The 24,729-nt window shown below is 30.4% G+C and carries 23 protein-coding genes and 3 pseudogenes; 16 read left to right on the top strand and 10 right to left on the bottom strand.

The window, feature by feature from the left end:
* From SR62_RS03710 to mrdA, 6 genes are read left to right on the top strand one after another with little or no spacing between them, the layout of a single operon-like run.
* Complete coding sequence (locus tag SR62_RS03710) at positions 1-489, top strand: HAD-IIIA family hydrolase (protein WP_002866504.1); 489 nt, start codon at positions 1-3, stop codon at positions 487-489.
* Positions 480-995, top strand: a complete 516-nt coding sequence (locus tag SR62_RS03705) for a hypothetical protein (protein ID WP_004309041.1) — start codon at positions 480-482, stop codon at positions 993-995. The genes SR62_RS03710 and SR62_RS03705 overlap by 10 nt, the downstream gene beginning before the upstream one ends.
* Positions 977-1,438 carry an LptA/OstA family protein gene (locus SR62_RS03700; protein ID WP_002852252.1) on the top strand — a complete coding sequence of 154 codons (462 nt, stop codon included), beginning with the start codon at positions 977-979 and terminating at the stop codon, positions 1,436-1,438. Before SR62_RS03705 ends, SR62_RS03700 begins: the two co-directional genes overlap by 19 nt.
* Entirely contained in the window at positions 1,435-2,031 is a 597-nt protein-coding gene (gene yihA / locus SR62_RS03695) for a ribosome biogenesis GTP-binding protein YihA/YsxC (protein WP_004309043.1), read from the top strand. The genes SR62_RS03700 and yihA overlap by 4 nt, the downstream gene beginning before the upstream one ends.
* A complete protein-coding gene (locus tag SR62_RS03690) occupies positions 2,028-2,522 on the top strand; it encodes a membrane protein (RefSeq protein WP_002857018.1) in 495 nt (164 codons plus the stop codon). The genes yihA and SR62_RS03690 overlap by 4 nt, the downstream gene beginning before the upstream one ends.
* Positions 2,523-4,328, top strand: a complete 1,806-nt coding sequence (mrdA, locus tag SR62_RS03685) for a penicillin-binding protein 2 (protein ID WP_002859991.1) — start codon at positions 2,523-2,525, stop codon at positions 4,326-4,328.
* 120 nt (positions 4,329-4,448) lie between these two features.
* Here mrdA and SR62_RS03680 read toward each other — a convergent pair whose 3' ends face one another.
* The 10 genes and pseudogenes from SR62_RS03680 to SR62_RS03635 form a co-directional block, all read right to left on the bottom strand.
* Positions 4,449-6,239: an aminopeptidase P family protein gene (locus SR62_RS03680; protein ID WP_002893321.1), complete on the bottom strand. Its 1,791-nt coding sequence runs from the start codon at positions 6,237-6,239 to the stop codon at positions 4,449-4,451.
* A 15-nt stretch (positions 6,240-6,254) separates the two neighbouring features.
* Positions 6,255-7,809: pseudogene (locus tag SR62_RS03675) on the bottom strand (peptide MFS transporter).
* A 169-nt stretch (positions 7,810-7,978) separates the two neighbouring features.
* On the bottom strand, positions 7,979-9,508 hold the full coding sequence (locus SR62_RS03670) for a peptide MFS transporter (RefSeq protein WP_044305923.1): 1,530 nt from the start codon (positions 9,506-9,508) through the stop codon (positions 7,979-7,981).
* A gap of 126 nt (positions 9,509-9,634) precedes the next feature.
* Complete coding sequence (locus SR62_RS03665) at positions 9,635-10,183, bottom strand: hypothetical protein (protein WP_002893042.1); 549 nt, start codon at positions 10,181-10,183, stop codon at positions 9,635-9,637.
* Positions 10,176-11,282 (bottom strand): hypothetical protein, encoded by a 1,107-nt coding sequence (locus tag SR62_RS03660; protein ID WP_074484169.1) that lies wholly within the window; start codon positions 11,280-11,282, stop codon positions 10,176-10,178. The genes SR62_RS03665 and SR62_RS03660 overlap by 8 nt, the downstream gene beginning before the upstream one ends.
* Positions 11,269-12,144 carry a GTPase Era gene (gene era, locus SR62_RS03655; RefSeq protein WP_002893045.1) on the bottom strand — a complete coding sequence of 292 codons (876 nt, stop codon included), beginning with the start codon at positions 12,142-12,144 and terminating at the stop codon, positions 11,269-11,271. Before era ends, SR62_RS03660 begins: the two co-directional genes overlap by 14 nt.
* Positions 12,141-13,460, bottom strand: coding sequence for an ATP-dependent protease ATPase subunit HslU (gene hslU / locus SR62_RS03650; RefSeq protein ID WP_002869809.1), 1,320 nt, complete (start codon positions 13,458-13,460; stop codon positions 12,141-12,143). The genes era and hslU overlap by 4 nt, the downstream gene beginning before the upstream one ends.
* Positions 13,457-13,999 (bottom strand): ATP-dependent protease subunit HslV, encoded by a 543-nt coding sequence (gene hslV, locus SR62_RS03645; protein ID WP_002776411.1) that lies wholly within the window; start codon positions 13,997-13,999, stop codon positions 13,457-13,459. The genes hslU and hslV overlap by 4 nt, the downstream gene beginning before the upstream one ends.
* Positions 13,999-14,442: a 50S ribosomal protein L9 gene (gene rplI, locus SR62_RS03640; protein ID WP_002781628.1), complete on the bottom strand. Its 444-nt coding sequence runs from the start codon at positions 14,440-14,442 to the stop codon at positions 13,999-14,001. Before rplI ends, hslV begins: the two co-directional genes overlap by 1 nt.
* A 12-nt stretch (positions 14,443-14,454) precedes the next feature.
* Complete coding sequence (locus tag SR62_RS03635) at positions 14,455-15,675, bottom strand: argininosuccinate synthase (protein ID WP_002893046.1); 1,221 nt, start codon at positions 15,673-15,675, stop codon at positions 14,455-14,457.
* 154 nt (positions 15,676-15,829) lie between these two features.
* Between SR62_RS03635 and SR62_RS03630 the strand changes: the two genes are divergently transcribed.
* The 10 genes and pseudogenes from SR62_RS03630 to kdpC all read left to right on the top strand — a co-directional run bounded on the left by SR62_RS03630 (position 15,830) and on the right by kdpC (position 24,727).
* Positions 15,830-16,075: an RNA-binding S4 domain-containing protein gene (locus SR62_RS03630; protein WP_002860004.1), complete on the top strand. Its 246-nt coding sequence runs from the start codon at positions 15,830-15,832 to the stop codon at positions 16,073-16,075.
* On the top strand, positions 16,072-16,479 hold the full coding sequence (gene tsaE, locus SR62_RS03625; RefSeq protein WP_002854905.1) for a tRNA (adenosine(37)-N6)-threonylcarbamoyltransferase complex ATPase subunit type 1 TsaE: 408 nt from the start codon (positions 16,072-16,074) through the stop codon (positions 16,477-16,479). The genes SR62_RS03630 and tsaE overlap by 4 nt, the downstream gene beginning before the upstream one ends.
* Positions 16,472-17,200 (top strand): LPS export ABC transporter ATP-binding protein, encoded by a 729-nt coding sequence (gene lptB, locus SR62_RS03620; protein ID WP_002855252.1) that lies wholly within the window; start codon positions 16,472-16,474, stop codon positions 17,198-17,200. Before tsaE ends, lptB begins: the two co-directional genes overlap by 8 nt.
* The gene (locus SR62_RS03615; RefSeq protein WP_002893047.1) at positions 17,200-18,450 is read left to right on the top strand and encodes an RNA polymerase factor sigma-54; all 1,251 of its coding nucleotides are present in this window, start codon (positions 17,200-17,202) and stop codon (positions 18,448-18,450) included. Before lptB ends, SR62_RS03615 begins: the two co-directional genes overlap by 1 nt.
* A gap of 155 nt (positions 18,451-18,605) precedes the next feature.
* Positions 18,606-20,030, top strand: coding sequence for an anaerobic C4-dicarboxylate transporter (locus SR62_RS03610; RefSeq protein ID WP_147502266.1), 1,425 nt, complete (start codon positions 18,606-18,608; stop codon positions 20,028-20,030).
* A 141-nt stretch (positions 20,031-20,171) separates the two neighbouring features.
* Positions 20,172-20,359: pseudogene (gene kdpF, locus SR62_RS03605) on the top strand (K(+)-transporting ATPase subunit F).
* A gap of 9 nt (positions 20,360-20,368) precedes the next feature.
* A complete protein-coding gene (locus SR62_RS09355; RefSeq protein ID WP_032584672.1) occupies positions 20,369-20,572 on the top strand; it encodes a potassium-transporting ATPase subunit KdpA in 204 nt (67 codons plus the stop codon).
* A 7-nt stretch (positions 20,573-20,579) separates the two neighbouring features.
* Entirely contained in the window at positions 20,580-22,061 is a 1,482-nt protein-coding gene (gene kdpA / locus SR62_RS03600) for a potassium-transporting ATPase subunit KdpA (RefSeq protein ID WP_315968506.1), read from the top strand.
* Positions 22,062-22,070: 9 nt separating this feature from the next.
* Positions 22,071-24,117 (top strand): annotated as a pseudogene (kdpB, locus tag SR62_RS03595) (potassium-transporting ATPase subunit KdpB).
* 1 nt (position 24,118) lies between these two features.
* Positions 24,119-24,727, top strand: coding sequence for a potassium-transporting ATPase subunit KdpC (gene kdpC / locus SR62_RS03590; RefSeq protein WP_002893052.1), 609 nt, complete (start codon positions 24,119-24,121; stop codon positions 24,725-24,727).
* Positions 24,728-24,729: the final 2 nt, after the last annotated feature.

Raw genomic sequence — 24,729 nt, 5'->3', positions numbered from 1 at the left:
ATGACAGAATTGATTTTTTTGGATGTAGATGGCTGTTTAACTGATGGGAAGATTATTTATACTTCTAATGGAGAATTTATTAAAGAATTTGATGTAAAAGATGGAGCGGCTATCGAGGCTTGGCTAAAGCTTGGTAAAAAAATTGCTATTATTACAGGTAGAAATTGTCCTTGTGTTGAAAAAAGAGCTAAAGATTTAAAAATAGAAATTTTATATCAAGGCATCAAGGATAAGTTAGCTTGTGCAAAAGAAATTTTGCAAAAACTTAATTTAGATTTTTCTCAGTGTGCGGCTATTGGAGATTATTTTAACGATAAGGCTTTGCTTGAAAGCGTAGGACTTAGTTTTAAGCCAAAAGATGGTCATAAAGATTTAAATGTAGACATAGTGCTTAGCAAAAAAGGTGGTAAGGCTGCTGTAGCACAGATGATAGAAATTTTAGTAGAAAAAAATCATCTAGAAGAAGAATGGAATAAGCTTTGGCTATAAAAATTTTTGGAATTTTAATTGCTCTTTTTACAATTACTTTTACGATTTTAAGTTTGCAAGATCCGTATTCTTTGAATTTGCAAACTAATGCTTTAAATTTTAAAAATATTGAGGCTAAAAATTTGAAAGCTTATGAGAGTAATGCTAGTACAATTAAGGCATATTATAAGGCAAATTCTTGGGTGAGATATGCAGATAGAGATGAATTTAATGATTTTATTACTTTAAATTTAGATTTTAATCTTAGTGCAAATCGTTTAGAATTTTTTAATAAAGATATGAGCAAGGTTTTATTTGAAGGAAATGTTACTTATATAGGTGCTAATAATGTCAAAATTATTTCCCAAGAGGTAGAATACGAACCTAAGAATAAAGTTCTATATACAAATACTGATTTTAAAGCTCTAATTAATGGAAGTATTATTAACGGAAATACTTTAAACTATGATATAAAAAACAAAATTTTAAATATCCAAGGAGTAAACGCGTGGTTGCAAGACAAATAATTTTATTGTTAGTTTGTGTAAGTGTAACTTGGGCAACTCAAATTGAAGTAAAAGCTTTAAATTTTTATTCAGATGAAAATAAGGGTGAAAGTATTCTTAGTGGAAATGTAGAAGTAATTAGGGGTGATGATATTTTAAATTCTGAAAAATTGATTATTTATACGGATAAAAATCGCAAACCTATTCGTTATGAAGCAATGCAAAACGCTAGGTTTAAGATTGTTTTAAAAGGTAAAACTTATAAAGGTAGTGGAGATAAATTTATTTATAATGTTATTAAAGATACTTACGAGATTAATGGCCATGCTTATATAAATGAGCTTGGAAGCAATCAAAAACTTTTTGGTGATAAAATAATAGTCGATAGAAAAGCTAATATTTATCGAGTAGAGAGCAAGGATCAAAAACCTGCTCGTTTTGTATTTGATCTTAAAGACAAATGATAATTAGTGCTAAATTTATCACTTCTTTAGTGAAATTTGATGAGAATTTGAGCTCAAATTTTAGTGAAGTAGCATTTTTGGGGCGTTCCAATGTCGGAAAAAGTTCTTTAATCAATTCTTTGTGTAAACAAAAAAATTTAGCCAAAAGTTCGGCAATTCCTGGAAAAACTCAGCTTATAAATTTTTTCGAAGTAACTTGCAAAAGAAATGAAGAAAAATTTAATATCAATTTTATCGATTTACCAGGGTTTGGTTATGCAAAGGTTTCTAAAAATTTAAAAGAAATATGGAATCAAAACTTAGATGAATTTTTAAAATTAAGAACCTCGATAAAGTTATTTATACATTTAATCGATTCAAGACATACTCATTTAGAGATCGATGTAAATTTAAATGACTATTTGAAAAGATTTTTACGACCTGATCAAAAAATTTTAAAAGTTTTTACCAAATGCGATAAATTAAATCAAAGTGAAAAAGCTAAGTTAAAAAATGAATTTAAAGACTCTATTTTAGTTTCAAATTTGAATAAATTTGGCCTTGATTCTTTGGAAGATATTATTATCAATCAAACTTTAGGTCTTGGTAAATGAGAAGAAATTTAAGTGCTTATAAAGCAAAATTTAATGGAGCTTATGTCTTTTTAGGATTTTTTTTTCTAATCTATCAGATTCTTGGTTCGACTTTTGTATATGCTCCGTTACTTTATGGGATTTTTTTCTGTTATATGTTTTGCTTACTAGAAGAGAGAGAAAGAACTTTTTCAAAGCTTGATTTTAGATGGTATTTTTCTTTATTTTTTTTATTTTTTACTGATATAACTTATAATTTTTTTATTTTTTCATCTTGGTTGGCATTTTTTATTTTTTATTATCTTTGTGCAGATTGGATTAAGACAAATTTAAAAATTGGTAAATTTATCCCTGTTGTTTTTGTGCTTTGTGCTTACGGCATTATTTTGTTTTTGGATATGATATTGTCTTATATTGGAGATGAAAAAATTAAAATTTTAGGATGGGCGTATATTGTTTCAGTTTTTATAGAATGTTGTTTAGCTTATGTGTTTTTTAAAGGTAAAATTTAAATGAGAATGCGTTTAGTTGTTGGATTTATACTATTGTTTTTTATATTTTTATTAAGTCGTGTGTATTATTTGAGTATAAAATCAAATGTATATTATGAAGAGCTTGCTAAACAAAATGCCATAAAAACTGAATTTTTACCACCTGTTAGGGGTCAAATTACAGATAGAAATGGAACTTTATTGGCTATTAATGATTTGGGTTTTAGTATTTCTATTAAACCTTATTTAAGTATTAAAAAGTCAAATAAAGGAATTTTAGATAAAGAATTATCTGAACTTACAAATTTATTTCCCGATTTAAATGCTAGTAAATTAGCAGAAATTTATAAGAGAAATGATTCTTACTATAATCAAGATTTTATTAAAGTAGTAGATTTTATACCCTATGATGAGATTATTCCGCATTATTCAGAGTTAAATCTTAATAAAACAATAAAAATAGATCCTGTTGTAAAAAGAAAATATCCTTTTGGAAAATTGGCTTCGCATATTATTGGGTATGTAGGTAAGGCAAATTTGCAAGATGTTCAAGAAAATGAAATAGCAAAACTTTCTAACTATACGGGAAAAAGCGGTATAGAACGCTATTATAATGATATTTTACAAGGAGAAAAAGGAACTAGGGTTTATAAGGTTAATGCCTTAAATCAAGAAGTAGAACAGCTTTCTTACACTCCTGCTATGTCTAATGATATAGAACTTACGATAGATATAGAGCTTCAATCTTATTTAACTTCATTGTTTGAAGGGAATGCTGGAGCTGCTATAATTATGAATGTAAATGATGGATCTATTTTAGCTGCAGGGAGTTTCCCTGAATATGATCTTAATCCTTTTGTAACAGGGATTTCTTTTAAGGATTGGGATGAGCTTTCAAATAGTCTTGATCATCCTTTTACAAATAAACTTATAAATGGATATTATCCTCCAGGTTCTGTTGTAAAAATGGGAGTAGGGCTTTCTTTTTTAAATTCTAAAAATATTAGTCCATCAACTCAATATGTTTGCAATGGAAGCATTGAGCTTGGAGGCAGGTTTTTTAGATGTTGGAATCGATCAGGCCATGGACCTGTGGATTTAAAACATGCGATAAAATATAGTTGTGATGTTTATTTTTATAATGGCAGTTTGCAAGTTGGAATCGATCAAATAAGTGAAACTTTATCTCGCATTGGCTTTGGAGCGAAAACAGGGGTAGATTTACCTAGTGAATTTGTAGGAACTTTACCAAGCAAAGAATGGAAGATGCAAAGATATAGACAATCTTGGTTTCAAGGTGATACTTTAAATACAGCTATAGGTCAAGGTAATTTTCTTGCAACACCTATGCAAATTGCTAGATATACGGCTCAAATCGCAAAAGGTGGAGAGGTTATACCTCATTTTTTAAAAAGCATAGAAAATAATAATACAACTATAGAAAATCAAATGGATGAAAATAAAAAAGAAATTTTTACTTTATTTGAAAAGAGTCAATTGCCTTATATAAGAGATGCAATGTATGCTGTTGCTAATGAGCAAGGAGGAACCTCTTATCGTTATTTGCATAATCTTGATGTGAAAGTTGCAGCAAAAACAGGAACTGCTCAGGTTGTGGGATTTTCACAAACAGATAAAAATAGGGTCGATGAAAAACAATTTGAGTATTATACTAGATCTCATGCGTGGCTTACTTCTTATGCTCCTTATTCTAAGCCAAAATATGTAGTTACCGTTCTTTTGGAACATGGTGGGAGAAATATTACTTCAGGGGCAACTGTAGCTAAAATTTATCAAAAAATGATTGAACTTGGATATTTTAAATAATTTTTAGTTGTAAATTGAGTTTTTCAAAAAAAACTTTTTTAGCAATTGGTTTAAAAACCTTGTATTAAACAAATTATAAGTTTAATACAAGGAAAATTTATCTATGTTAACAAAAGTATCTTAAAAGATGGCTTTTGTTCTTTTTTCAAGCCAAACTAGAGCTTTTGGATAATCACCTAGCTTAGGAGAAAGTTTTTCAAATACTTCTTTGTGATAATTGTTTAACCATTCTTTTTCTTTTTCATCTAACATTTTTGTATCAATACAAGATATTTCAAAAGGACAAAGAGTAACAGGTTTAAAGTATAAAAACTCTCCAAAATCTTTATTTTTAGGATTTTCTACTTTGGTATGAATAACTAAATTTTCAAGTCTTATACCCCATTTACCTACTTTATAAATACCTGGCTCTATTGAGGTTAGCATACCTTCTTTGGCTTTTGTTTTTTCAAGCGCAGGGGATAGATAAGATAAAACTTGTGGACCTTCATGGACATTTAAAAAATATCCCACGCCATGTCCTGTGCCGTGTATATAGTCAATTTGTTCTTTCCATAAAGGTGCGCGTGTGATTGCATCAAGTAAGGGCATAGCTATATCTTTTGGAAAAATTGTACTGGAAATGGCAATATGTGCTTTTAAAACCAAGGTATAGTCATGAATTTGTTCTGCATTAGCCTTTCCTATTGGTACAACGCGTGTAATATCTGTTGTGCCGTTTTTATATTGTCCACCAGAATCAATAAGTAAAAGCCCATCTTTTTTAAGATAAGCAAAACTTTCTTTTGTGGCTTTATAATGTGGATATGCTGCGTTTTCGTTAAAGCCTGCTATAGTGGCAAAACTATCACTTATGTAGTACTTGCTTTGTGCTCTAAATTCGCTTGCTTTAGCATCTATGTCTAATTCGCTTATTAATTCTTTATTTTCTATCGCTTCTTCAAGCCATGCAAAAAATTTACATAAAGCCACTCCATCTTCTATCATAGCATCTTTTATATGCGCTATTTCTTTTGTATTTTTAGCTGCTTTTAAGTGAGTGCTTGGATTAATTTCTTGAATGATTTTTACGCTTTTGTCTAAAGAATTTATGAGTAAAGCGGTCATTTTTGAAGGTTCAATAAGCAAATTTGTATTTGCAAGTTTTTCAAGCTCCATGATGATTTCATCATAATTTTTAAGCCAAAACCCATCTAAATTTAATTTTTTTTCAAGTTCTGAATTTACTTTTTTCTGATCAACAAAAAGCAAAGCTTTGTCTTCCAAGATTAGCAAATGACTTAAAAATACAGGATTATAATTTACATCATTCCCTCTTAAATTTGTAAGCCAAGCTATATCATCAAGGCTGGAGATTAAATGAGAAGTAGCATTTAAATTTTTCATTTTTTGACGCACTAATGCTAATTTTTCTTTTCTTGAGTAAGAGCAGTATTCTAGTTCGTGTTCATAAATTTTTTCTTGTGGTAAAGTGGGACGATCTTTCCAAAGTGGACTTATCAAATCTATATGTTTTAAATTTGCCTTGCAATTAATCTGTAAATCTTTTTGCAAAGATAAAGGTAAAAGTGCAAAATCGATGCCTAAAATTTGATCTTCGCTTAAATTTTTTTCTAACCATTTGGTAAAAGTATTTTTAGCATCTTGCTTTTGTAAAAGTATGCCACTACCTTCTAATTCCTTTTGTGCTTGAAGCCAATATCTTCCATCTACCCACAAAAAGCCCTCTTTTTGTGTGATAAGAACTGTTCCAACAGAACCCTTAAAGCCACTGATAAAGACTCTGTTTTTGTAATATTCTGGTAAATATTCGCTCAAATGCGGATCCGCGCTTAAGATGAGATAGGTGTCAATATTATTTTCTTTCATTAATCTTCTAAGTTCTAATACTCTTTGTTTGTAAATACTCATATTTTCTCCTTAATATTAATTTTTTAGTATTTTATTGATAGGTTTTTTGAGTATAAGTAAAATTATAACAGCACCAAGTAATATCCACATACATTGGTAAAATAAATTTGGCAAATAAGCTATATTTTCTTCACTTGCTTTACCACCTATGAATCCAGCTAAAGCATTGCCTAATGCACTTGCTACAAACCAAAGTCCCATGACTTGAGATTTAATTAAATTAGGTGCAATTTTTGTCATTATAGAAAGTCCCACAGGGGAAAGGCAAAGCTCTCCTAAAACCATAAGTAAAAAGCTACTGACAAGCCACCAAGGTGAAACTAAAATAATTTGTGATGAATTTTCTAAATTTTCTCTTAATGTATTAGCATCGCCATTTAAACTAATTGCATGATTTGAAGCTAAAGCCATTATTAAAAATGCTAAAGCTGCACCCAAAAGTCCTAATGCAAATTTAATAATAGATGAAATTTCTTTATTATTTTTGGCACATATAGTCCATATAAAAGCACTAAAAGGTGCAAAAAGTATAACAAATAAACCTCCAAGAGATTGAAACCATATTGTAGGAATTTCATAATTTAATATGGTTTTATCTGTTAATTTTTCTGCAAAAAAATTAAAAGAAGTGTATTGTTGCTCATATACTGACCAAAATAACGCAGCCGCTAAAAATAAAACAATAAAAAAAATTAAATTTCTTTTTTCTTCTATTTTTAAAGAAGTAAAAGCGAAAAGATATAAAAAATAAATTCCAGCACAAGCTAAGATAGTTAAAATAATATTTTTATTAATAACTTGTGCATCTAATTTTATAAAACCACCAAGGATTAAAAATATTGCTCCAAGCAAAACAATACCTGATACAATGATGATGTAAAATGCGTTTTTGCTTTTTTTGCTTGGTCTATCCCAAGTAGAGTCTATGCCAACTTTTTCATCAAATTCTTTTAAATCAGGCATAGTTTTTAGGTAGAAAATAATTACCGCTAAAAGCATACCAATCCCACCTGCACCAAAACCAAAATGCCATCCGTATTCTTTTTGTAAAAAGCCACAAATTAAAGGAGCTACAAAAGCACCAAAATTAAAGCACATATAAAAAAGAGTAAAACCCAGAGTCACGCCTTGCATCATTTTTTTTATAAAGCATTCCAACCATTACAGAAGCACAAGTTTTAAAAAGTCCTGTACCTATAACCAAAAAAACCATACCAACAAAAATCATTTTATTGTTAAAATAAGAAAAGGCTATGCACAAATGTCCAAATGCTATAGTTAAAGCACCTAGTAAAATTGCTCTTTTTTGTCCTAAGTAATTATCCGCAAGCCATCCACCTGGCAAAGCAGCAAGATATAAACAACTTGCAAAAATTCCCATAATTGCACTTGCTTCTTCAGGTTTTAAGTTCATTCCACTTTTTTCAAAACTTGCTATCATAAAAAGGTAAAGCAAGGGACGAATTCCGTAAAAAGAAAATCTTTCCCAAAGCTCAGTGAGTGAAAGAGATAAAAGTGGTTTTGGATGTCCAAAAAATGAAGTATCTAAATTTTTTACATTTTTACTCAATTTATATCCTTTGTGTATTTTTATTTATAAATTATAGACAAGAAATTAAAAAATATGTATAACTTTGTAATATTTTTAAATGATTTATATCATAATGTTACTTTTTTGCAAATATAAAAAAGAAATATTAAGATCAATTTTCAACTTTGGTGTATTTTGTATTTTAAGTTTAGTTAGATAATTGCTTATTTTTTTCGTTAAGAATTTTATAAATTGGTTTTTTGGCAATAAAAAGTAAAAGCGCTACAACAAAAAGCATCCACATACATTGTCCAAAAATACTGGGAAGTTGATCGATGTTTTTAATATTGACATTTCCCCCTATAAGTCCTGCAACAAAATTTCCAAGTGCACTTGCTACAAACCAAAGTCCCATGATTTGATTTTTGATTAAATCAGGGGCAACCTTAGCCATTATAGAGAGTCCAATAGGAGACACGCATAATTCCCCAAGTGTTAAAAAGAATATACTTATGATAATCCAAGCCATGGATATTGGCAAACCATTGTTGTTTATTAGATTTTGTGAAGCAAAGGTCATCATCATAAAACCAATACCGGCAAATAATATTCCTAAAGTAAATTTTCCAATGGAAGAAAAATATATATTTTTTTTCTCTAAAAATATCCAAATATAACTTGCTATAGGAGCAAGTATGATGATAAAAATTGGATTAAAAGATTGAAACCAGTTTGTTGGAATTTTCCAATCAAAAATATTTCTATTTGTAAAATCTTGCGCAAAAAGATTATAAGCGGTAGGTTTTTGTTCAAAAGTACTCCAAAAAAAAGTGGCTGCAAAGAATAAAACAATTAAAATTGTTAATTGCTGTTTTTCTCTTTTATTTAAGGTTTTAAAAACAAAAAGATATATGAAATAAATTACCAAACATAGTAAAATTACAATTAGAAGTTTTTTTGATAGTATTATGGGATTAATATCTGCAAGATTAATAAAAATTAGAAAAAATCCAATAATACTTAACAAGCTTATACTTAGTATAAGAGTTAAATTTTTACTTTTTTTAAATGGTTGTTCCCAGTTTTGCTTTAAAGTACAATTTTTATGAAATTCTTCAAGTTCAGGGGTAGCTTTAAAATATAAAATAAGCAAAGAGATTAGCATACCTAAACCCCCTATGCCAAATCCTAAATGATAATTCCATTTTGCTTGAACAAAACCACATATAAGAGGAGCAATGAATGCTCCAATGTTAATTCCTATATAAAAAATCGTATAGCCAGTATCGCATCTTGTATCATTTTGTTTATACAACATTCCAACTGTTACAGAAGCGCTAGTTTTAAAAAATCCAGTACCAATAACGATAAAAGTAAGTCCTAGGAAAAATATAGGTGTACTTAAAATAGATAAGGCTATGCTAATATGTCCTAAAGCTATAATAAAAGAACCTAGAAATAAAGCCTTTTTTTGTCCTAAATAATTATCAGTAATCCAGCCTCCAGGAAGTGCTGCTAAATACAAGCATCCTGCAAAAATGCCATAAATTGCCGAGGCGTATTCAGTGCTTATTCCAAGTCCACCTTTGCTTATGGTTGTTGCCATGAAAAGCACAAGTAAAGATCGTATGCCATAAAAAGCAAATCTTTCCCAAAGTTCTACCATTGATAGAGAGAATAAAGGCTTGGGATGACCTAGGAAATTTGTATCGAGTTTTTGTATTTCTTGTTTAGTCACTTCCCAATACCTTTCTTTTTTATGCTTAAAATATTTTAACTAATAGTAATAGAAAAATAATTAAATTGCAATATTTTTAAATATTTTTTTTATAAAAATATTTAAAAATATAACATTTTAATATTATTATAAATTAACAAATTTAAACATTAAATCAAGCTTTAATTTTAAACCCTGTGTATTGTATAGTTTTATTTTATCAATTTTTAAAGCTATAGGAAGATTTTCTAAATTTTGTATAAAATTGAGTAAGTCTTTAAAGTTGCCATTTAAACTTAGAGAAACGTAATTATAGTGGATAAAATTTTTGTTTTCTTGGGAAAATTTTATTTCATTAATGGTTAAATTTTTGGATAAATTATTGATTTTTTTATTGAAAAAATCTTTATCATAAGAAAATAAATGCAATTTTTCTTTATAGTATTTTAATTTTTCTTCCTCTGTTTTTATCTGTTTTGTTAGTTTTATCTCTATTTCTTTAAGATGTGAATTTTCTATTTTTGCTTCATTTAATGCAAGGTAATTATGTTCTACTAATGTTTTTTGAAAAATATTTTCCAAAAAGTGATCGTGAATTTTAAAAGCTAAAAACAAAGCACAAAGGCAGATAAAAGAAATAAAAAGAAATTTTTCCCTAGGATTGAGATTTTGCAAAAATACTTCTATTTTATTCATCTATGACTTCTAATATGATATTCAATGTTTCTTCATTTTTATCAAGAATTTTAAAAGCAGAATTTAGATTTTCTAATGCTCTTTTAAAGTGGTTTTCATCGATAAAAGAAAGAATGATTTTTGTTTGTTCAAATTCAAGATTTGTGATTTTAAGTTCATTGGAGTTAAGCCATGATATGATTTGATTTAGAATGATTGCCTTATTTTTGTCTAAATTGATTTCTTTTGTTATGGTGGATAAAATATGAAATTGTTGTTGTGTAGATGATATTTTATTGGAAAGAGTAAAGTTTAAATCTTGTATGTTTGTTAATAATTTTTGCTTATCTTGTTTTAGTTTAGAAATTTCTTCTTGTATGATAAAATTTTTATTTTGAATTTCCTTATTTTGTTTGTATTCTATAAAATCTTTAAATAATAAAATCATCATACTAAGACTAAAGCTAAAAATAAATATTAATATAATTTTAAAAGAAATAGATATTTTTATTTTATTATGCTTGATAAAATTACAATTTTGATCTAGATTTTTTATACTATATGAACTTAATTTCAATAAACTATTTTTATCAAGAATATCATTTAGATTTAAACATTTTATTTGAGATGAGAAGTAATGTTTGATTGTATCCAAATCCTGATAAAGTAGCAATTTGCTTTCATAGTGTTTTAAAAGTTCTATAAATCGATTTTGTTTAAAAAATAAATCCATATTACTTGGGTTGAAATTTTCGATTTTTTTAAGATTGATAAATTTTCCCTCTTGGTAAAAATATAAATATAAAGTTTGATCATATAAATTTAAAACACAATAATTACTTTCCTCAATAAATCTTTCATCAAACAAAGCTTGAAAAATTAAAGGCTCAGGAAAGCAAAAACGACTTTTTTTCAATTTGTAAACAGGCGCTAAAAAACAATGATAAATTTCATTATGTTTAAAAAAAGCTATTTGGTAGTCAAAGGGTTTGCTTAGCTTAAAATCTGCGGTTAAATTGTTAAAAAGTTCATCTTCTTTGGATATTCCTGTTCTTTGAGCATAAAGCAAATCTGTAGATTTTATAAAATTTATTTTATTTAATGAATTAATTTTCATCATTTAAAAGTTTTTTTAAAAATTCTTCATCTTTTTGCCAGTTTTTTTTCACTGTTACGAAAAGCTTTAAAAGTATTTTTTTTTGTGCAAGTTTTGAAATTTTAAAGCGTGCATCTTTGCCTATTCTTTTTAAAGTTGCCCCTTCTTTTCCTATAAGCATACCCTTGTGAGAGTTTGTATCTGTGATGATATTGGCTTCTAGGATTAAAAGATTGGGCGTGTCTTTGGTGCGATTGATAAGCACTTCGCTACTATAGGGAAGCTCATCGCTTAAATTTTCATAAATACTTTCAAGTATGAAATCTCTATAAAGTTCTTTTTCGCTACTCGCACTTAAAAATTCAGGATCATAAAAATATTCATGTTCGTCAAGATATTTTACTATCTCATCTAACAAGCCTTTTTTATAGCTTTTTTTCTTAGAAGAATAAGGAATGATAGCTTTAAAATGTTGGCTAAATTTTGCATATTCGCTAAGTTTTTTTAAAAGTGTAGCATTGTCGGTTAAATCTACTTTATTTAAAGCGATGATATGTGGTACTTGTGGGTTTAGACTAAGAAAATTTTCATAGTCTTTTGTACTATCAAAAACACTCGCCACAAATAAAATCACATCACAATCCCCTATAGATTTAATAGCACTTTGGACAAGCAGTTGATTAAGCGTAGCACCGCTTTCGTGAAGTCCTGGGGTATCGATGAAAATGATTTGATTTTTTTCATGCATCACTATGGCTTTGATTTTACGTCTTGTGGCGTTTTGTTTGTGAGAAACTAGGGCGATTTTTTCTTCTAATAAGGAATTGATTAAAGTACTTTTTCCTGCATTAGTACGCCCTATGATGCTAACAAAGCCACTTTTCACAAAATATACCTTGCAAGATCTTTATTTTCTATGATGTCTCCGAGTTTTTCTTCTACCATTTTTTTATCCACTACGAATTTTTTACCCGCATACTCATCAGCTTCAAAGCTTAGATCTTCAAGTAATTTTTCTATCACAGTATGTAAGCGTCTAGCACCTATATCTTGCATTTCTTCATTGGCTCTTGAAGCTATTTTTGCTATTTCTTTAATGGCTTCATCATTAAATTCAAGTTCTAAATTTTCAGTTTTTAAAAGCTGAGAGTATTGTTTTAAAAGTGAATTTTTAGGGCGTGTTAAAATTTCATAAAGAGCTTTATCATCAAGACTATCTAATTCCACTCTTAAAGGAAAGCGTCCTTGCAGTTCAGGGATAAGATCACTTGGTTTGCTAAGGTGAAAAGCCCCTGCAGCGATAAAAAGAATATGATCGGTTTTTAAAGTACCTATTTTTGTTTGTACATTTGATCCCTCGACTATAGGAAGTAAGTCTCTTTGTACCCCTTCTTTACTTGGATCTTGGCGGTTTGAATTTCCGCTTGAAACAGCGATTTTATCAATTTCATCAATAAAAATAATCCCTTCATTTTCTGCTCTTTTTAAGGCTTCGCTTTTGATGCTTTCTTGGTCTAGGATTTTTTCTCCTGCTTCGTTTTTTAATGCATTTTTAGCGTCTTTGATTTTCATTTCTTTTTTGACTTTTTTACTGCCAACGCCTATAACCTTAACTATATCTTGCATTGCACCCATTTCAGGAGGTAGGTTAGGATTGGTATCGAACATATTTTGTGAAATTTCTATCTCTATGGTGCTTTCATCAAGATCGCCATTTCTTAGCTTAGTTCTCATTTTTTCAAGACTGTTTTTATATTCTTCTTGTTTTTCATCGCTGATACCCTTTGGTAGGGGTGGCAAAAGTTTTTCTAAAATTTTATTTTCTATAAATTCATCGATTTTATCTTTGTTTTTTTCCCTTTGTTCGTTTTTTACTAAATTTAAAGCCGCATTGGCAAGATCTCTTACCATGCTTTCTACATCACGACCTACAAAACCTACTTCAGTATATTTACTTGCTTCGATTTTGATGAAAGGAAAGCCCATCATTTTAGCTAAACGCCTAGCGATTTCTGTTTTTCCCACACCTGTAGAACCTATCATCAAGATATTTTTAGGCACTATATCATCTTGCAACTCAGGGCTAAGTTGCATTCTGCGGTAGCGATTTCTTAAAGCTATAGCTATGATTTTTTTAGCTTTTTTTTGTCCTATAACATAATCATCTAAAAATTTAACAATTTCTTTTGGAGTTAGATTCATTTCTCATCCTCGATTACATAAGTTTTGATATTGGTATTGGTATAAATGCAAATTTCACCTGCGATTTGAAGACTTGATTTTACAAGTTCTTCTTCATCTAAATTGGCATGTTTTGCTAAGGCTCTAGCAGCTGAAAGTGCATAGTTTCCACCACTTCCTATGGCTGCGATTTGCCCATCTTCAGGTTCGACCACATCGCCTGTACCAGAAAGTAGAAAAATGTGATTTCTATCAAGTACAAGCATCATGGCTTCAAGTTTTCTTAGGTATTTGTCTTTTCTCCATTCTTTAGAAAAGTCAATTGCTGCTTTTAAAAGATCGCCTTTAGAACTTTGAAGGAGATTTTCAAACATATCAAAAAGATTAAAAGCGTCAGCTGTTGATCCTGCAAAACCTGCTAAAACTTTGCCATTGTTGAGTTTTCTAATCTTTACAGCATTACCTTTTAGCACCGTATTTCCAAAGCTTACTTGTCCATCTCCGCCAATTACGGATTTATTTTTACCTTTGTAAGCTAAAATCGTTGTTGCGTGAAACATTATTCTGCCTTTATATTTATGTTAAATTTAGCATGGATTGCGTGTCCAAGTTTTACGCTTACTTCGTGGATTCCTAAGCTTTTTAAGGTGTCGCATTCTAAACTTTTTTTATCGATTTCTATATGGCTTTGTTCTTTTAGGGCGTGAGCGATTTCATCTTTGGTTACGCCACCAAACAAACTTCCATTTGCACCTACGGGTTTTGAAATTTCAAGAGTGATTTTGCTAAGTTCTTCTTTGAGTTTTTCTAAATTTGCGATTTCAAAGCGTAAATTTTCAGCCTCTTTTTTCTTGTCGCTTTCGTATTTTCTTAAAACTTCATTAGTAGCTGCTTTAGCAAAGCCTTTAGCGATTAAGAAATTTTGTCCGTAGCCGTCTTTTACTTCTTTTATTTCTCCTGCTTTTCCAAGTGCTTTTACATCTTTGATTAATAATACTTTCATTTTATTCCTTTATTAAAATTTTCTTCCATTTTTTCCTGCGATGATAAAACGCAAAGCATTAAGCTTGATAAAGCCTGCCGCATCTTTTTGATTATACACTTCATCTTCTTCAAAAGTACAATAAGCTGCGTTAAACAAGCTATCGTTTGCACTTTGGCGTCCTATAACCATCACATTGCCTTTATAAAGCTCGAGTTTTACTCTACCATTGGCATGAATTTGAGACTCATCGATTAAGGCTTGAAGCATCATTCTTTCAGGCGAGAACCAATAGCCATTGTAAATTAAACTTGCGTATTTTGGCATGAGTTCATCTTTTAAGTGTGCTGCTTCTCTATCAAGCGTGATGCTTTCAAGTGCTCTGTGTGCTTTTAAAAGTATAGTACCGCCTGGAGTTTCGTAACAACCACGGCTTTTCATACCTACATAGCGATTTTCTACTATATCAAGGCGTCCTATACCGTGTTTGCAGCCTAGTTCATTAAGTTTGGTTAAAAGTCCTGCGGGACTTAGTTTTTCTCCATTTATCGCTATTAAATCTCCTTTTTGAAAATCAAGTTCTATAATTTCACTTTCATTTGGAGCATCTTTTGGACTTTTACTCCATCTCCACATATCTTCTTCAGGTGCGTGTGCAGGATCTTCTAAAACAAGTCCTTCGTAAGAAATATGAAGTAAATTTGCGTCCATAGAATAAGGGGATTTTCCTTTTTTCTTAGAAATATCAATACCGTGTTTTTGTGCATAAGCAAGGAGTTTTTCACGACTGTTTAAATCCCACTCACGCCATGGAGCGATGATTTTTAAATCGGGATTAAAAGCAAGATAACCAAGTTCAAAACGCACTTGATCATTTCCTTTACCTGTGGCACCATGACTTACTGCATCAGCACCTGTTTGCAGGGCGATTTGTGCTTGAGTTTTTGCTATAAGTGGTCTTGCTATACTTGTTCCTAAAAGATATTCTCCTTCATAAATCGCATTGGCTCTAAACATAGGAAATACATAATCTTTAACAAATTCATCTCTTAAATCTTTAATGAAAATATTTTCTTCTTTTATGCCTAAAGAAAGGGCTTTTTTTCTTGCAGGTTCGAGTTCTTCACCTTGACCAATATCTGCTGTAAAAGTTACAACTTCACAATTATACTCATCTTGAAGCCATTTTAAAATAATGCTCGTATCAAGCCCCCCAGAATACGCTAAAACTACTTTTTTTACTTCATTTTTCATAAGATATCCTTTGCTAAAATAGATTTGAAAATTGTAAAATTGTATCCAAATTTCATTAAAGAAAAGTTTTTACTTGCTATTTTCTTAAAAAATAAAGCAAAGGCGTAAGCAAATTTTGTTCCAAAAATTGATTTTTTTTGCTAAAATTGCTTTTATGAGAGTAGATAAATTTTTAAATGTAGTTAATATCACGAAAAGAAGAGCTATTTCTGAGGATATGTGTAAAAGTGGTGTAGTGGGGATTAATGGCGTTATTGTTAAAGCGAGTAAAGAGGTTAAGGTGGGTGATATCATCACTTTACATTTTACTGAATACACCCAAAAATATAAAGTCCTAGCTATACCTAGCACGAAAAGCATTCCCAAAAACGCACAAAATGAATATGTGGTAAAATTATGAAAGAATTTATTTTAGCAAAAGATGAGATCAAAACGATGCTTCAAATAATGCCTAAAGAAGGTGTTGTTTTGCTTCAAGGAGATTTGGCTAGCGGAAAAACAAGCTTAGTACAAGCTTGGGTTAAATTTCTTGGTCTTGATGCAAGGGTAGATTCTCCAACTTTTTCCACTATGCAAAAATATGAAAATCATGATATTTGCATTTATCATTATGATATTTATCAAGAAGGTTTAGAAGGACTTTTAGCAAATGGTTTATTTGAAAATTTTTTTGAAAAAGGTTTACATTTGGTTGAATGGGGCGGTGAAAATTTGAAAAAAACTTTAATGAAATTTGGAATTTCTACTATCCAGATTAAAATTAGCATTAAAGATGACAAAAGAAAGTATGAAATTTATGAGTAAATTAGAAATTGTAAATTTAGAAAAAATTATTAAAAAAACTAAGATTATACATGGAATTTCTTTAGAGGTTAATAGCGGAGAAGTTGTAGGACTTTTAGGGCCAAATGGTGCAGGAAAAACGACAACTTTTTATATGATATGTGGACTTATTTCCCCAAGTAGTGGAAAAGTTCTTTTAGACGGTTTAGATGTGACAAAAGATCCTTTAAACAAAAGAGCTAGATCAGGGATAGGTTATTTACCTCAAGAAAGTAGTATTTTTAAGGATTTAAGTGTAGAAGATAACCTGCTTTTAGCGGCTCAGATTTTTTATAAAGATAAAAAAATTTTACATGATAAAGTTGAGCAAATGCTTGAACTCTTAAGTATAGAGCCTATTCGTTTAAGGAAAGGTTTAAGTTTAAGTGGAGGTGAAAGAAGGCGTTGTGAGATCGCTAGAAGCTTGATGTGTGAACCTAAGTTTTTGCTTCTTGATGAGCCTTTTGCAGGTGTTGATCCTATAGCAGTGGCTGAAATTCAAACTTTAATTAAAGAGCTTAAAAGATTGGGGATTGGGGTTTTAATTACCGATCATAATGTGCGTGAGACTTTGGCTATTTGTGATAGAGCTTATGTTATAAGATCAGGTTCTTTACTTGCTAGTGGGAATGCTGATGAAATTGCAACCAATAAAGATGTGAAAAAGTATTATTTAGGAGCGGAGTTTAAACTCCTTGATTGATGTTAAAGCAAAAAATCACCCAAGCACCCAAGACTAAAATTTCTCAAACTTTACGCTCTTGGTTGCCGATTTTACAAGCAAATATAGAGGATTTAAAAGAAAATTTAGATAAATTTGCTGAGGATAATCCTTTCTTAAATGTTCAAGATTCGATACAAACTCATGATAAGGGTAAGAATTATTTTGATTCATTTTATAAACATAATGTAAATTCGGCTTTTATGGATAGTAAAGGACTTGCCAAAAAAAGTGTTTATGAGCTTTTAAATGAACAGATTCTTCCTCCTTTGTTTCCTACAAACAAATCTCAAGAACTTGCAAAAAAAATTATAGAATGCTTAAATGAGGAAGGATATTTTGAATACGATGAAGAATTTTTAAAAGAGTATTCTTTGGAAGAAATTGAGCGAGTAAGAGCAAGATTTAAATTTTTAGATCCTGTAGGAGTGGGAGCTAAAGATTATAAAGAAGCATTTTTATTTGCTCTTGAAAATATGGAATTAGATGAAGATATTGATGAGTTTTGTAGAATGTTGATTATGGATTTTGAAAATATACAAAACCATACCAAAGAGCCTTTATATAAAGAAGCATTAGCTGTACTTAAGCGTTTTAGCACTCCTCCTTTTTTGGAATATTTTGAAGATTCTCGTATAATTGTTCCTGATATTTTTGTTTATAAAGAAAATGGTGAAATTAAAGTAAAAATCAATGATGATTATTATCCTGAAATTTCAATCCAAACTGATGGTTTAGAGCATGATTTTTTAAGTCATTACATCAAAGAAGCAAAAAATTTAGTTGATGCTTTAGCGATGAGAAAAGTTACTCTTTATAAAATAGGGCTTATGATAGTAGAATATCAATATGATTTTTTCATGGGAAAAGAGATAAAACCTATGACTTTTAAGGATTTAGCACTTGATTTAGAACGCAATGCTTCGACTATATCAAGAGCTGTGGCAAATAAATATTTAAGTTGTGAAAGAGGACTTATTCCCTTGCGTGATTTTTTTGCTTTTGCTCTTGATGAAGAGGGAGAGACTTCAAATGTAGGTGTTAAAGAATTTGTGGCAAATTTAGTAAAGAATGAAGATCGAAATAAACCTTTAAGTGATAGTAAAATTTTAGAATTAATCAAAGAAGAATTTAAAGTCGATATAGGACGAAGAACTATTACAAAATATCGCAAACATCTTAATATAGCAAGTTCTACAGATAGAAAAAAATTTTATGAACTTGAAGGATAAAATTCTATCAAACCCATTACACTTTTGTTTTATATTTAAATTTAATTTAAATAATATAAAAAATTATTGTTTTATTTTTATAAATATTATTCTTTAATTTAAAAATGTGATACAATAATAACTGTTTTTAAATATTAATTTTCAAAGGAGTTAAAATGGACTTTTTAACAAGCCTTAGTGAGGGAGGGCAATTTGCAATCCAAATCATTATCGTTTTAATTTGTCTTTTTTATGGTGCAAAAAAAGGCGGCATCGCTCTTGGTTTGCTCGGTGGTATAGGTATTTTAATACTAGTTTTTGCTTTTCACATTAAGCCAGGGAAACCTGCTATCGATGTGATGCTAACCATTTTAGCCGTAGTTGTAGCGAGTGCAACTTTGCAAGCAAGTGGTGGGCTTGATGTTATGCTTCAAATTGCCGAACGCATTTTAAGGCGTAATCCTAAATTTCTAACGATTTTAGCACCTTTTGTAACTTGCTTTTTGACTATACTTTGTGGAACAGGACATGTGGTTTATACTATAATGCCTATTATTTATGACATTGCTATTAAAAATGGAATTCGCCCAGAACGCCCTATGGCAGCAGCTTCTATAAGTTCTCAAATGGGTATCATCGCTTCGCCTGTGAGTGTGGCTGTTGTGAGTTTAACTGCCTTGCTTTTAAATGCGGACAATAAACTAGCCGGCTTTGATGGTTATATTAATCTTCTTCAAATTACCATACCTAGTACATTATTTGGTGTATTGTGTATAGGAATTTTTTCTTGGTTTAGAGGAAAAGATTTGGATAAAGATGAGGTATTTCAAGAAAAACTTAAAGACCCAGAATTTAAAAAATATGTTTATGGGGATTCTAAAACACTTTTAGGTGTTAAACTTCCAAAAAGCGATTGGGTGGCAATGTGGATTTTCTTAGGTGCTATTGCTTTAGTAGCTTTATTAGGTGTATTTGATTTCTTGCGTCCAAACTGGGGGCAAGTTGTAAAAAATGGCATTCCTCAAGTAGATGCTTTAGGCAATCCTAAAATGGATATTTTATCCATGGTTTCAGTTATTCAGATGTTTATGCTTTTAGCAGGTTCTTTGATTATCATCTTTACTAAAACAGATGCAAAGAAAATCGGCTCTAATGAAATTTTTAAATCAGGTATGATAGCACTTGTTGCGGTTTTTGGAATTTCTTGGATGGCTGATACTATGTTTGCAGTTCATACTCCTATGATGAAAGCAGCGCTTGGAGATATAGTAAAAGAGCATCCTTGGACTTATGCTGTAATGCTTCTTTTAATTTCAAAATTTGTAAACTCTCAAGCAGCGGCTATTTCGGCTTTTGTTCCTTTGGCTTTAGGAATTGGTGTTGAACCTGGTGTAATTGTTGCCTTTGCGGCTGCTTGTTATGGATATTATATTTTACCAACTTATCCAAGCGATTTGGCTACTATACAATTTGACAGATCAGGTACTACTCACATCGGTAAATTTGTTATCAATCATAGTTTTATTTTACCAGGTCTTATAGGTGTAATCACTTCTTGTATAGCAGGATATTTTATCGCTATGGCAGCGGGTTATCTTTAACAATTTTTAGCAGGATTTTTCCTGCTAAATTCTTCATTTGTCTTTTTATTTAATATAGATAAAAATTATAAATAAATCATAAAATTAGTATTAATCAAAATATAAGCTTAACAAGGATAGGATAAATCCTATTTTGAATCAATGAGAAAGGGCTATCCTATGGATGTTATCTTTGCTTTGCTTCTACTTTTAGCTTTTGGTAGTTTATGGTTTTTTATCCATTTTTGTGAAATTCAAACTAGGACAAGCGGATGATATTTTTACTAGTTTTAAGCTTAATACTTGCTCTTTATTTATTTTATGCTCTATTATATCCTGAAAAATTTTAAAGGAAAAATATGCTAGAAATTTTAATAACACTGATTATAGCTTTTATATCGGCTTTAATTTTTGGAAACTATCTTTATAAAATTGCAAGCTGTAAAAAAACTATTTTTGATTTTATTTTTAATCCAATTGATAACTTAATTTATAAAATTTGTGCAATTGATAGAAAAAATATGACTTGGCAAAAATTATTCTTTGCATTTAATTGCTTTTAATGCCTTAGTGGCTATTTTTTCTTTCGTGATTTTTTATTTGCAAGATAAACTTTTTTTAAATCCCAATTCGATAAATTCTATGAAAGGGGATTTGAATTTAAATACTGTAATTAGTTTTATTACAAATACAAACCTTCAGCATTATAGTGGAGAGAGTGCTTTAAGTTTGCTTTCCCAAAATACAGGCATTTTACTTGCTATGTTTGTTTCAAGTGCAAGTGGATATTCTGCTTGTATGGCTTTTTGTCGTGCTTTATGTGGTATGCAAATGGGAAATTTTTATGAAGATTTTACGCGTATTATTACGCGTTTGATGTTGCCTTTAAGTTTTATTTTGGCTGTAATTTTTATCTCTGAAGGCGTGGTGCAAAACTATCACGCAAATTTTAGCGTGCTTACTTTAGAAAATAAATTTCAAAGCATTGCCACAGGTCCTGTTGCAGCTCTTGAGTCTATAAAACATTTAGGGACAAATGGGGGTGGTTTTTTTGGTGCTAATTCAAGCATGCCTTTTGAAAATCCTACTTCACTTACAAATTTTTTACAAATTTTATCCATGATGCTTATTCCTAGTGCCTGTGTTGTAGCTTTTGGATTGATGGTTTATCATAGAAAAGAAAGACAAGGTTTTGCTCTTATGGGAAAAGAAGGGGGAGTTATTTTTGGTGCAATGGGGATTATTTTTATCATTTCTTTGCTTTTAGTTTATTTTAGCGAAAAAATGTCAAATCCAAATTTGGATTCTTTGGGTTTAAATGCAAATTTGGGAAATTTAGAAGGTAAAGAAATAAGATTTGGCACAGATGGTTCGAGTTTATTTAGTGCTGTAACTACTGCTTTTACTACAGGAAGCGTCAATAATATGCACGATAGTTTAAATCCTTTAAGCATCAGTGCTACTTTGCTAAATATGATGTTAAATGTAGCTTTTGGTGGAGAAGGAGTAGGGCTTATGAATATGATTATTTATGTGCTTTTAACCGTGTTTATTTGTGCATTAATGATAGGCAGAACTCCAGAATTCTTGGGTAAAAAAATAGAAAGCGCACAAATGAAGCTTATAGCTTTGGTAATTCTTATCCATCCTTTATTAATCCTTGTTTTAAGTGCATTAGCTGTTGTTTTTGCAAAAGATAGTATAAGCAATCCTAGCTTTCATGGCTTGGCTCAAATTTTATATGAATTTAGTTCTTCGGCAGCAAATAATGGTTCAGGACTTGAAGGTTTAAAAGATGATAATTTATTTTGGAATTTAAGTACAGCTTTTGCTATGTTTTGTGGGCGTTATTTGGTTTTAATAGCTCAGCTTGCTATAGCTGGATCGCTTTTGGCTAAAAATACACAAGAAAATACTGCCAATTCTTTAAAAACGGATAATTTAACTTTTATGTTTGTGCTTGTTTGTATTATATATATTTTTACTGCACTTACTTTTTTTCCGGTGCTTACTTTATCAAGCGTTGCAGAATATTTATCTTTATGGCATTAAGGAGAGTCAATGTCTAAAAAACAAAATAAACTCATTACAAAAGAAATTTTAAATAATGCCATAAAAGGAGCATTTTTAAAATTTGATCCACGCTTTATGGTAAAAAACCCTGTTATGTTTATGGTGGAAGTTGGATTGATTCTTACTTTGATTTTAAGTATTTTTCCTACTTTGTTTAATGGAAATTCTGATGAAAGAATTTATAACATCTTAATCACTTTTATTTTATTTGTAACCTTGCTTTTTGCAAATTTTGCAGAAAGTATTGCAGAAGGAAGGGGTAAAGCCCAAGCAGCTACCTTAAGACAAAGCAAAAAGGATTCTAAAGCTAGACGCATAAAAAGTGATGGCAGTGAAGAAATGCTTAATTCTAGCGAGTTAAAAATAGGTGATATAGTTTTAGTTAAAGCAGGTGAACTTATACCTAATGATGGAGAAATTATAGAAGGTGCTGCAAGTGTTGATGAATCAGCTATTACAGGTGAAAGTGCTCCTGTTATGCGTGAAGCGGGCGGTGATTTTTCTTCTGTTACAGGTGGGACTACGGTTTTAACTGATTTTTTAAAGATTAAAATTTTAGTTGGAGCTGGGGAAAGTTTTTTAGATAAAATGATCAATCTTGTAGAAGGTGCTGCGCGTCAAAAAACTCCAAATGAAATTGCTCTTAATACTCTTTTAATTGTTCTTAGTTTGAGTTTTTTGGTGGTGGTTGTAAGTTTATATCCTTTTATGCAATTTTTAGGCGTGAGTTTGCCTATTTCGTGGTTAGTAGCATTGCTTGTATGTCTTATTCCTACAACTATAGGGGGGGCTTTTATCAGCTATAGGAATAGCAGGTATGGACAGGGTAACGCGTTTTAATGTGATCGCACTTTCAGGCAAGGCTGTTGAAAGTTGTGGTGATGTTGATACTATGATTTTGGATAAAACAGGAACGATTACTTTTGGAAACCGTTTGGCAAATGAATTTCATGAAGTTCAAGGTATAAGTAAAGAAGAAATGATTAAAGCTTGTGTTTTATCCTCTTTAAAAGATGAAACTCCAGAAGGTAAAAGCATAGTTGCATTGGCTCAAAAAATGGGTTATGAATTAGAAGGTAATGATATTAAAGAATTTATCGAATTTAGCGCTCAAAATAGAATGAGTGGTGTGGATTTGCAAGATAATACAAAAATTCGCAAAGGTGCTTTTGATGCTATAAGGGCTTATATAAGCGAAATGAATGGAAAAATTCCTAGCGATTTAGAAACTAAGGTAATGGAAATTTCAAATCTTGGTGGCACTCCTTTGGTAGTGTGTAAAAATGAAAAAATTTTAGGAGTAATTTATCTAAAGGATACAGTAAAACCAGGGCTTAAAGAGCGCTTTGACGAGCTTAGAAAAATGGGTATAAAAACTTTAATGTGTACTGGAGATAATCCTTTAACAGCAGCTACTATAGCTAAAGAAGCAGGGCTTGATGGATTTATAGCAGAATGCAAGCCTGAAGATAAAATAGAAGCCATTAAAAAAGAACAAGCCCAAGGTAAGATAGTAGCCATGACAGGAGATGGAACCAATGATGCTCCAGCTCTTGCGCAAGCTGATGTAGGTATAGCTATGAACTCAGGAACTCAAGCGGCCAAAGAAGCAGCTAATATAATAGATCTTGATTCTAATCCTACTAAAATTTTAGAAGTGGTTGAAATAGGAAAAGGTTTGCTTATTACTAGAGGTAGTCTTACAACTTTTAGTATGGCAAATGATATTGCTAAATATTTTGCTATTTTACCTGCTATGTTTAGTGTGGTTTTACCTCAAATGCAAATTTTAAACATTATGCATTTGGCTACTCCGCAAAGCGCTATTTTATCAGCACTTATTTTTAATGCTATTATTATACCTTTGCTCATACCTATTGCTATGCGTGGAGTTAAATTTAAGCCTATGAAAAGTGAGCATTTGCTTTTAAGAAATTTGAGTATTTATGGTTTAGGTGGTATGATAGCACCTTTTATAGGGATAAAAATAATTGATATTCCTACAGCTTGGATACTTAGAATTTTAGGAGTGTGATATGCTTAGAACTTTGCTTAGTTTTTTTGTGGTAATGCTAATATTGTGTACTCTTATTTATCCTTTTGCTTTAAATACAGTTGCAAAATTTATTTTTCCTTATCAATCAAGTGGAAGTTTAGCAGATAAAGAAGGTCGTCCGACTTTGGATATAAGCAAAGCGGTAGGTTCAAAGCTTTTGGGTCAAGATTTTAATAAGCCTTATTTTCTACATTCAAGAGCATCTGCATCAAATTACAATACAAGTGATACAAATGAAAGTAGTGTAAGTTCGGGTGGATTTAATTATGCTATGTCAAATCCTGCTTTAAAAGAGCGTGTGCAAAAAGATTTGCAAAAATTTTTAGATGAAAATCCGCAAATTACAAAAGAACAAATTCCTTTGGATTTGTTAAGTGCTTCAGGATCAGGACTTGATCCTCATATCAGTCTTCAAGCAGCCCTAGTGCAAATTCCTAGGATAAGTCAATCTTCAAAAATCACCAAAGAAGAATTAGAAAAAATCATTCAAGAAAATACCGAGTCTAAATTTTTAGGGATTTTTGGGGAAGAAAAGGTTAATGTTTTAGCTGTTAATATAGCTATTGCTAAAGCCATGAAAAAAGAATAAAC

The organism is Campylobacter sp. 2014D-0258 (genome assembly GCF_008000495.1).
Taxonomy (GTDB): domain Bacteria; phylum Campylobacterota; class Campylobacteria; order Campylobacterales; family Campylobacteraceae; genus Campylobacter_D; species Campylobacter_D jejuni.
Note: the sequence above shows the minus strand (reverse complement) of the source record. Positions and strands in the feature narration are given on the sequence as shown.

Bases quoted from the DNA above. Each gene is read 5' to 3' on its own strand.
- SR62_RS03615 (WP_002893047.1), top strand. From the start codon at position 17,200: ATGTTAAAGCAAAAAATCACCCAAGCACCCAAGACTAAAATTTCTCAA.
- SR62_RS03635 (WP_002893046.1), bottom strand. From the start codon at position 15,675: ATGAAAAATGAAGTAAAAAAAGTAGTTTTAGCGTATTCTGGGGGGCTT.
- SR62_RS03665 (WP_002893042.1), bottom strand. From the start codon at position 10,183: ATGAATAAAATAGAAGTATTTTTGCAAAATCTCAATCCTAGGGAAAAA.
- SR62_RS09355 (WP_032584672.1), top strand. From the start codon at position 20,369: ATGCTAGAAATTTTAATAACACTGATTATAGCTTTTATATCGGCTTTA.
- SR62_RS03660 (WP_074484169.1), bottom strand. From the start codon at position 11,282: ATGATGAAAATTAATTCATTAAATAAAATAAATTTTATAAAATCTACA.
- mrdA (WP_002859991.1), top strand. From the start codon at position 2,523: ATGAGAATGCGTTTAGTTGTTGGATTTATACTATTGTTTTTTATATTT.
- hslU (WP_002869809.1), bottom strand. From the start codon at position 13,460: ATGAATCTAACTCCAAAAGAAATTGTTAAATTTTTAGATGATTATGTT.
- SR62_RS03630 (WP_002860004.1), top strand. From the start codon at position 15,830: ATGAGAGTAGATAAATTTTTAAATGTAGTTAATATCACGAAAAGAAGA.
- SR62_RS03610 (WP_147502266.1), top strand. From the start codon at position 18,606: ATGGACTTTTTAACAAGCCTTAGTGAGGGAGGGCAATTTGCAATCCAA.
- hslV (WP_002776411.1), bottom strand. From the start codon at position 13,999: ATGTTTCACGCAACAACGATTTTAGCTTACAAAGGTAAAAATAAATCC.
- SR62_RS03680 (WP_002893321.1), bottom strand. From the start codon at position 6,239: ATGAGTATTTACAAACAAAGAGTATTAGAACTTAGAAGATTAATGAAA.
- yihA (WP_004309043.1), top strand. From the start codon at position 1,435: ATGATAATTAGTGCTAAATTTATCACTTCTTTAGTGAAATTTGATGAG.
- lptB (WP_002855252.1), top strand. From the start codon at position 16,472: ATGAGTAAATTAGAAATTGTAAATTTAGAAAAAATTATTAAAAAAACT.
- rplI (WP_002781628.1), bottom strand. From the start codon at position 14,442: ATGAAAGTATTATTAATCAAAGATGTAAAAGCACTTGGAAAAGCAGGA.
- SR62_RS03710 (WP_002866504.1), top strand. From the start codon at position 1: ATGACAGAATTGATTTTTTTGGATGTAGATGGCTGTTTAACTGATGGG.
- tsaE (WP_002854905.1), top strand. From the start codon at position 16,072: ATGAAAGAATTTATTTTAGCAAAAGATGAGATCAAAACGATGCTTCAA.
- kdpC (WP_002893052.1), top strand. From the start codon at position 24,119: ATGCTTAGAACTTTGCTTAGTTTTTTTGTGGTAATGCTAATATTGTGT.
- SR62_RS03690 (WP_002857018.1), top strand. From the start codon at position 2,028: ATGAGAAGAAATTTAAGTGCTTATAAAGCAAAATTTAATGGAGCTTAT.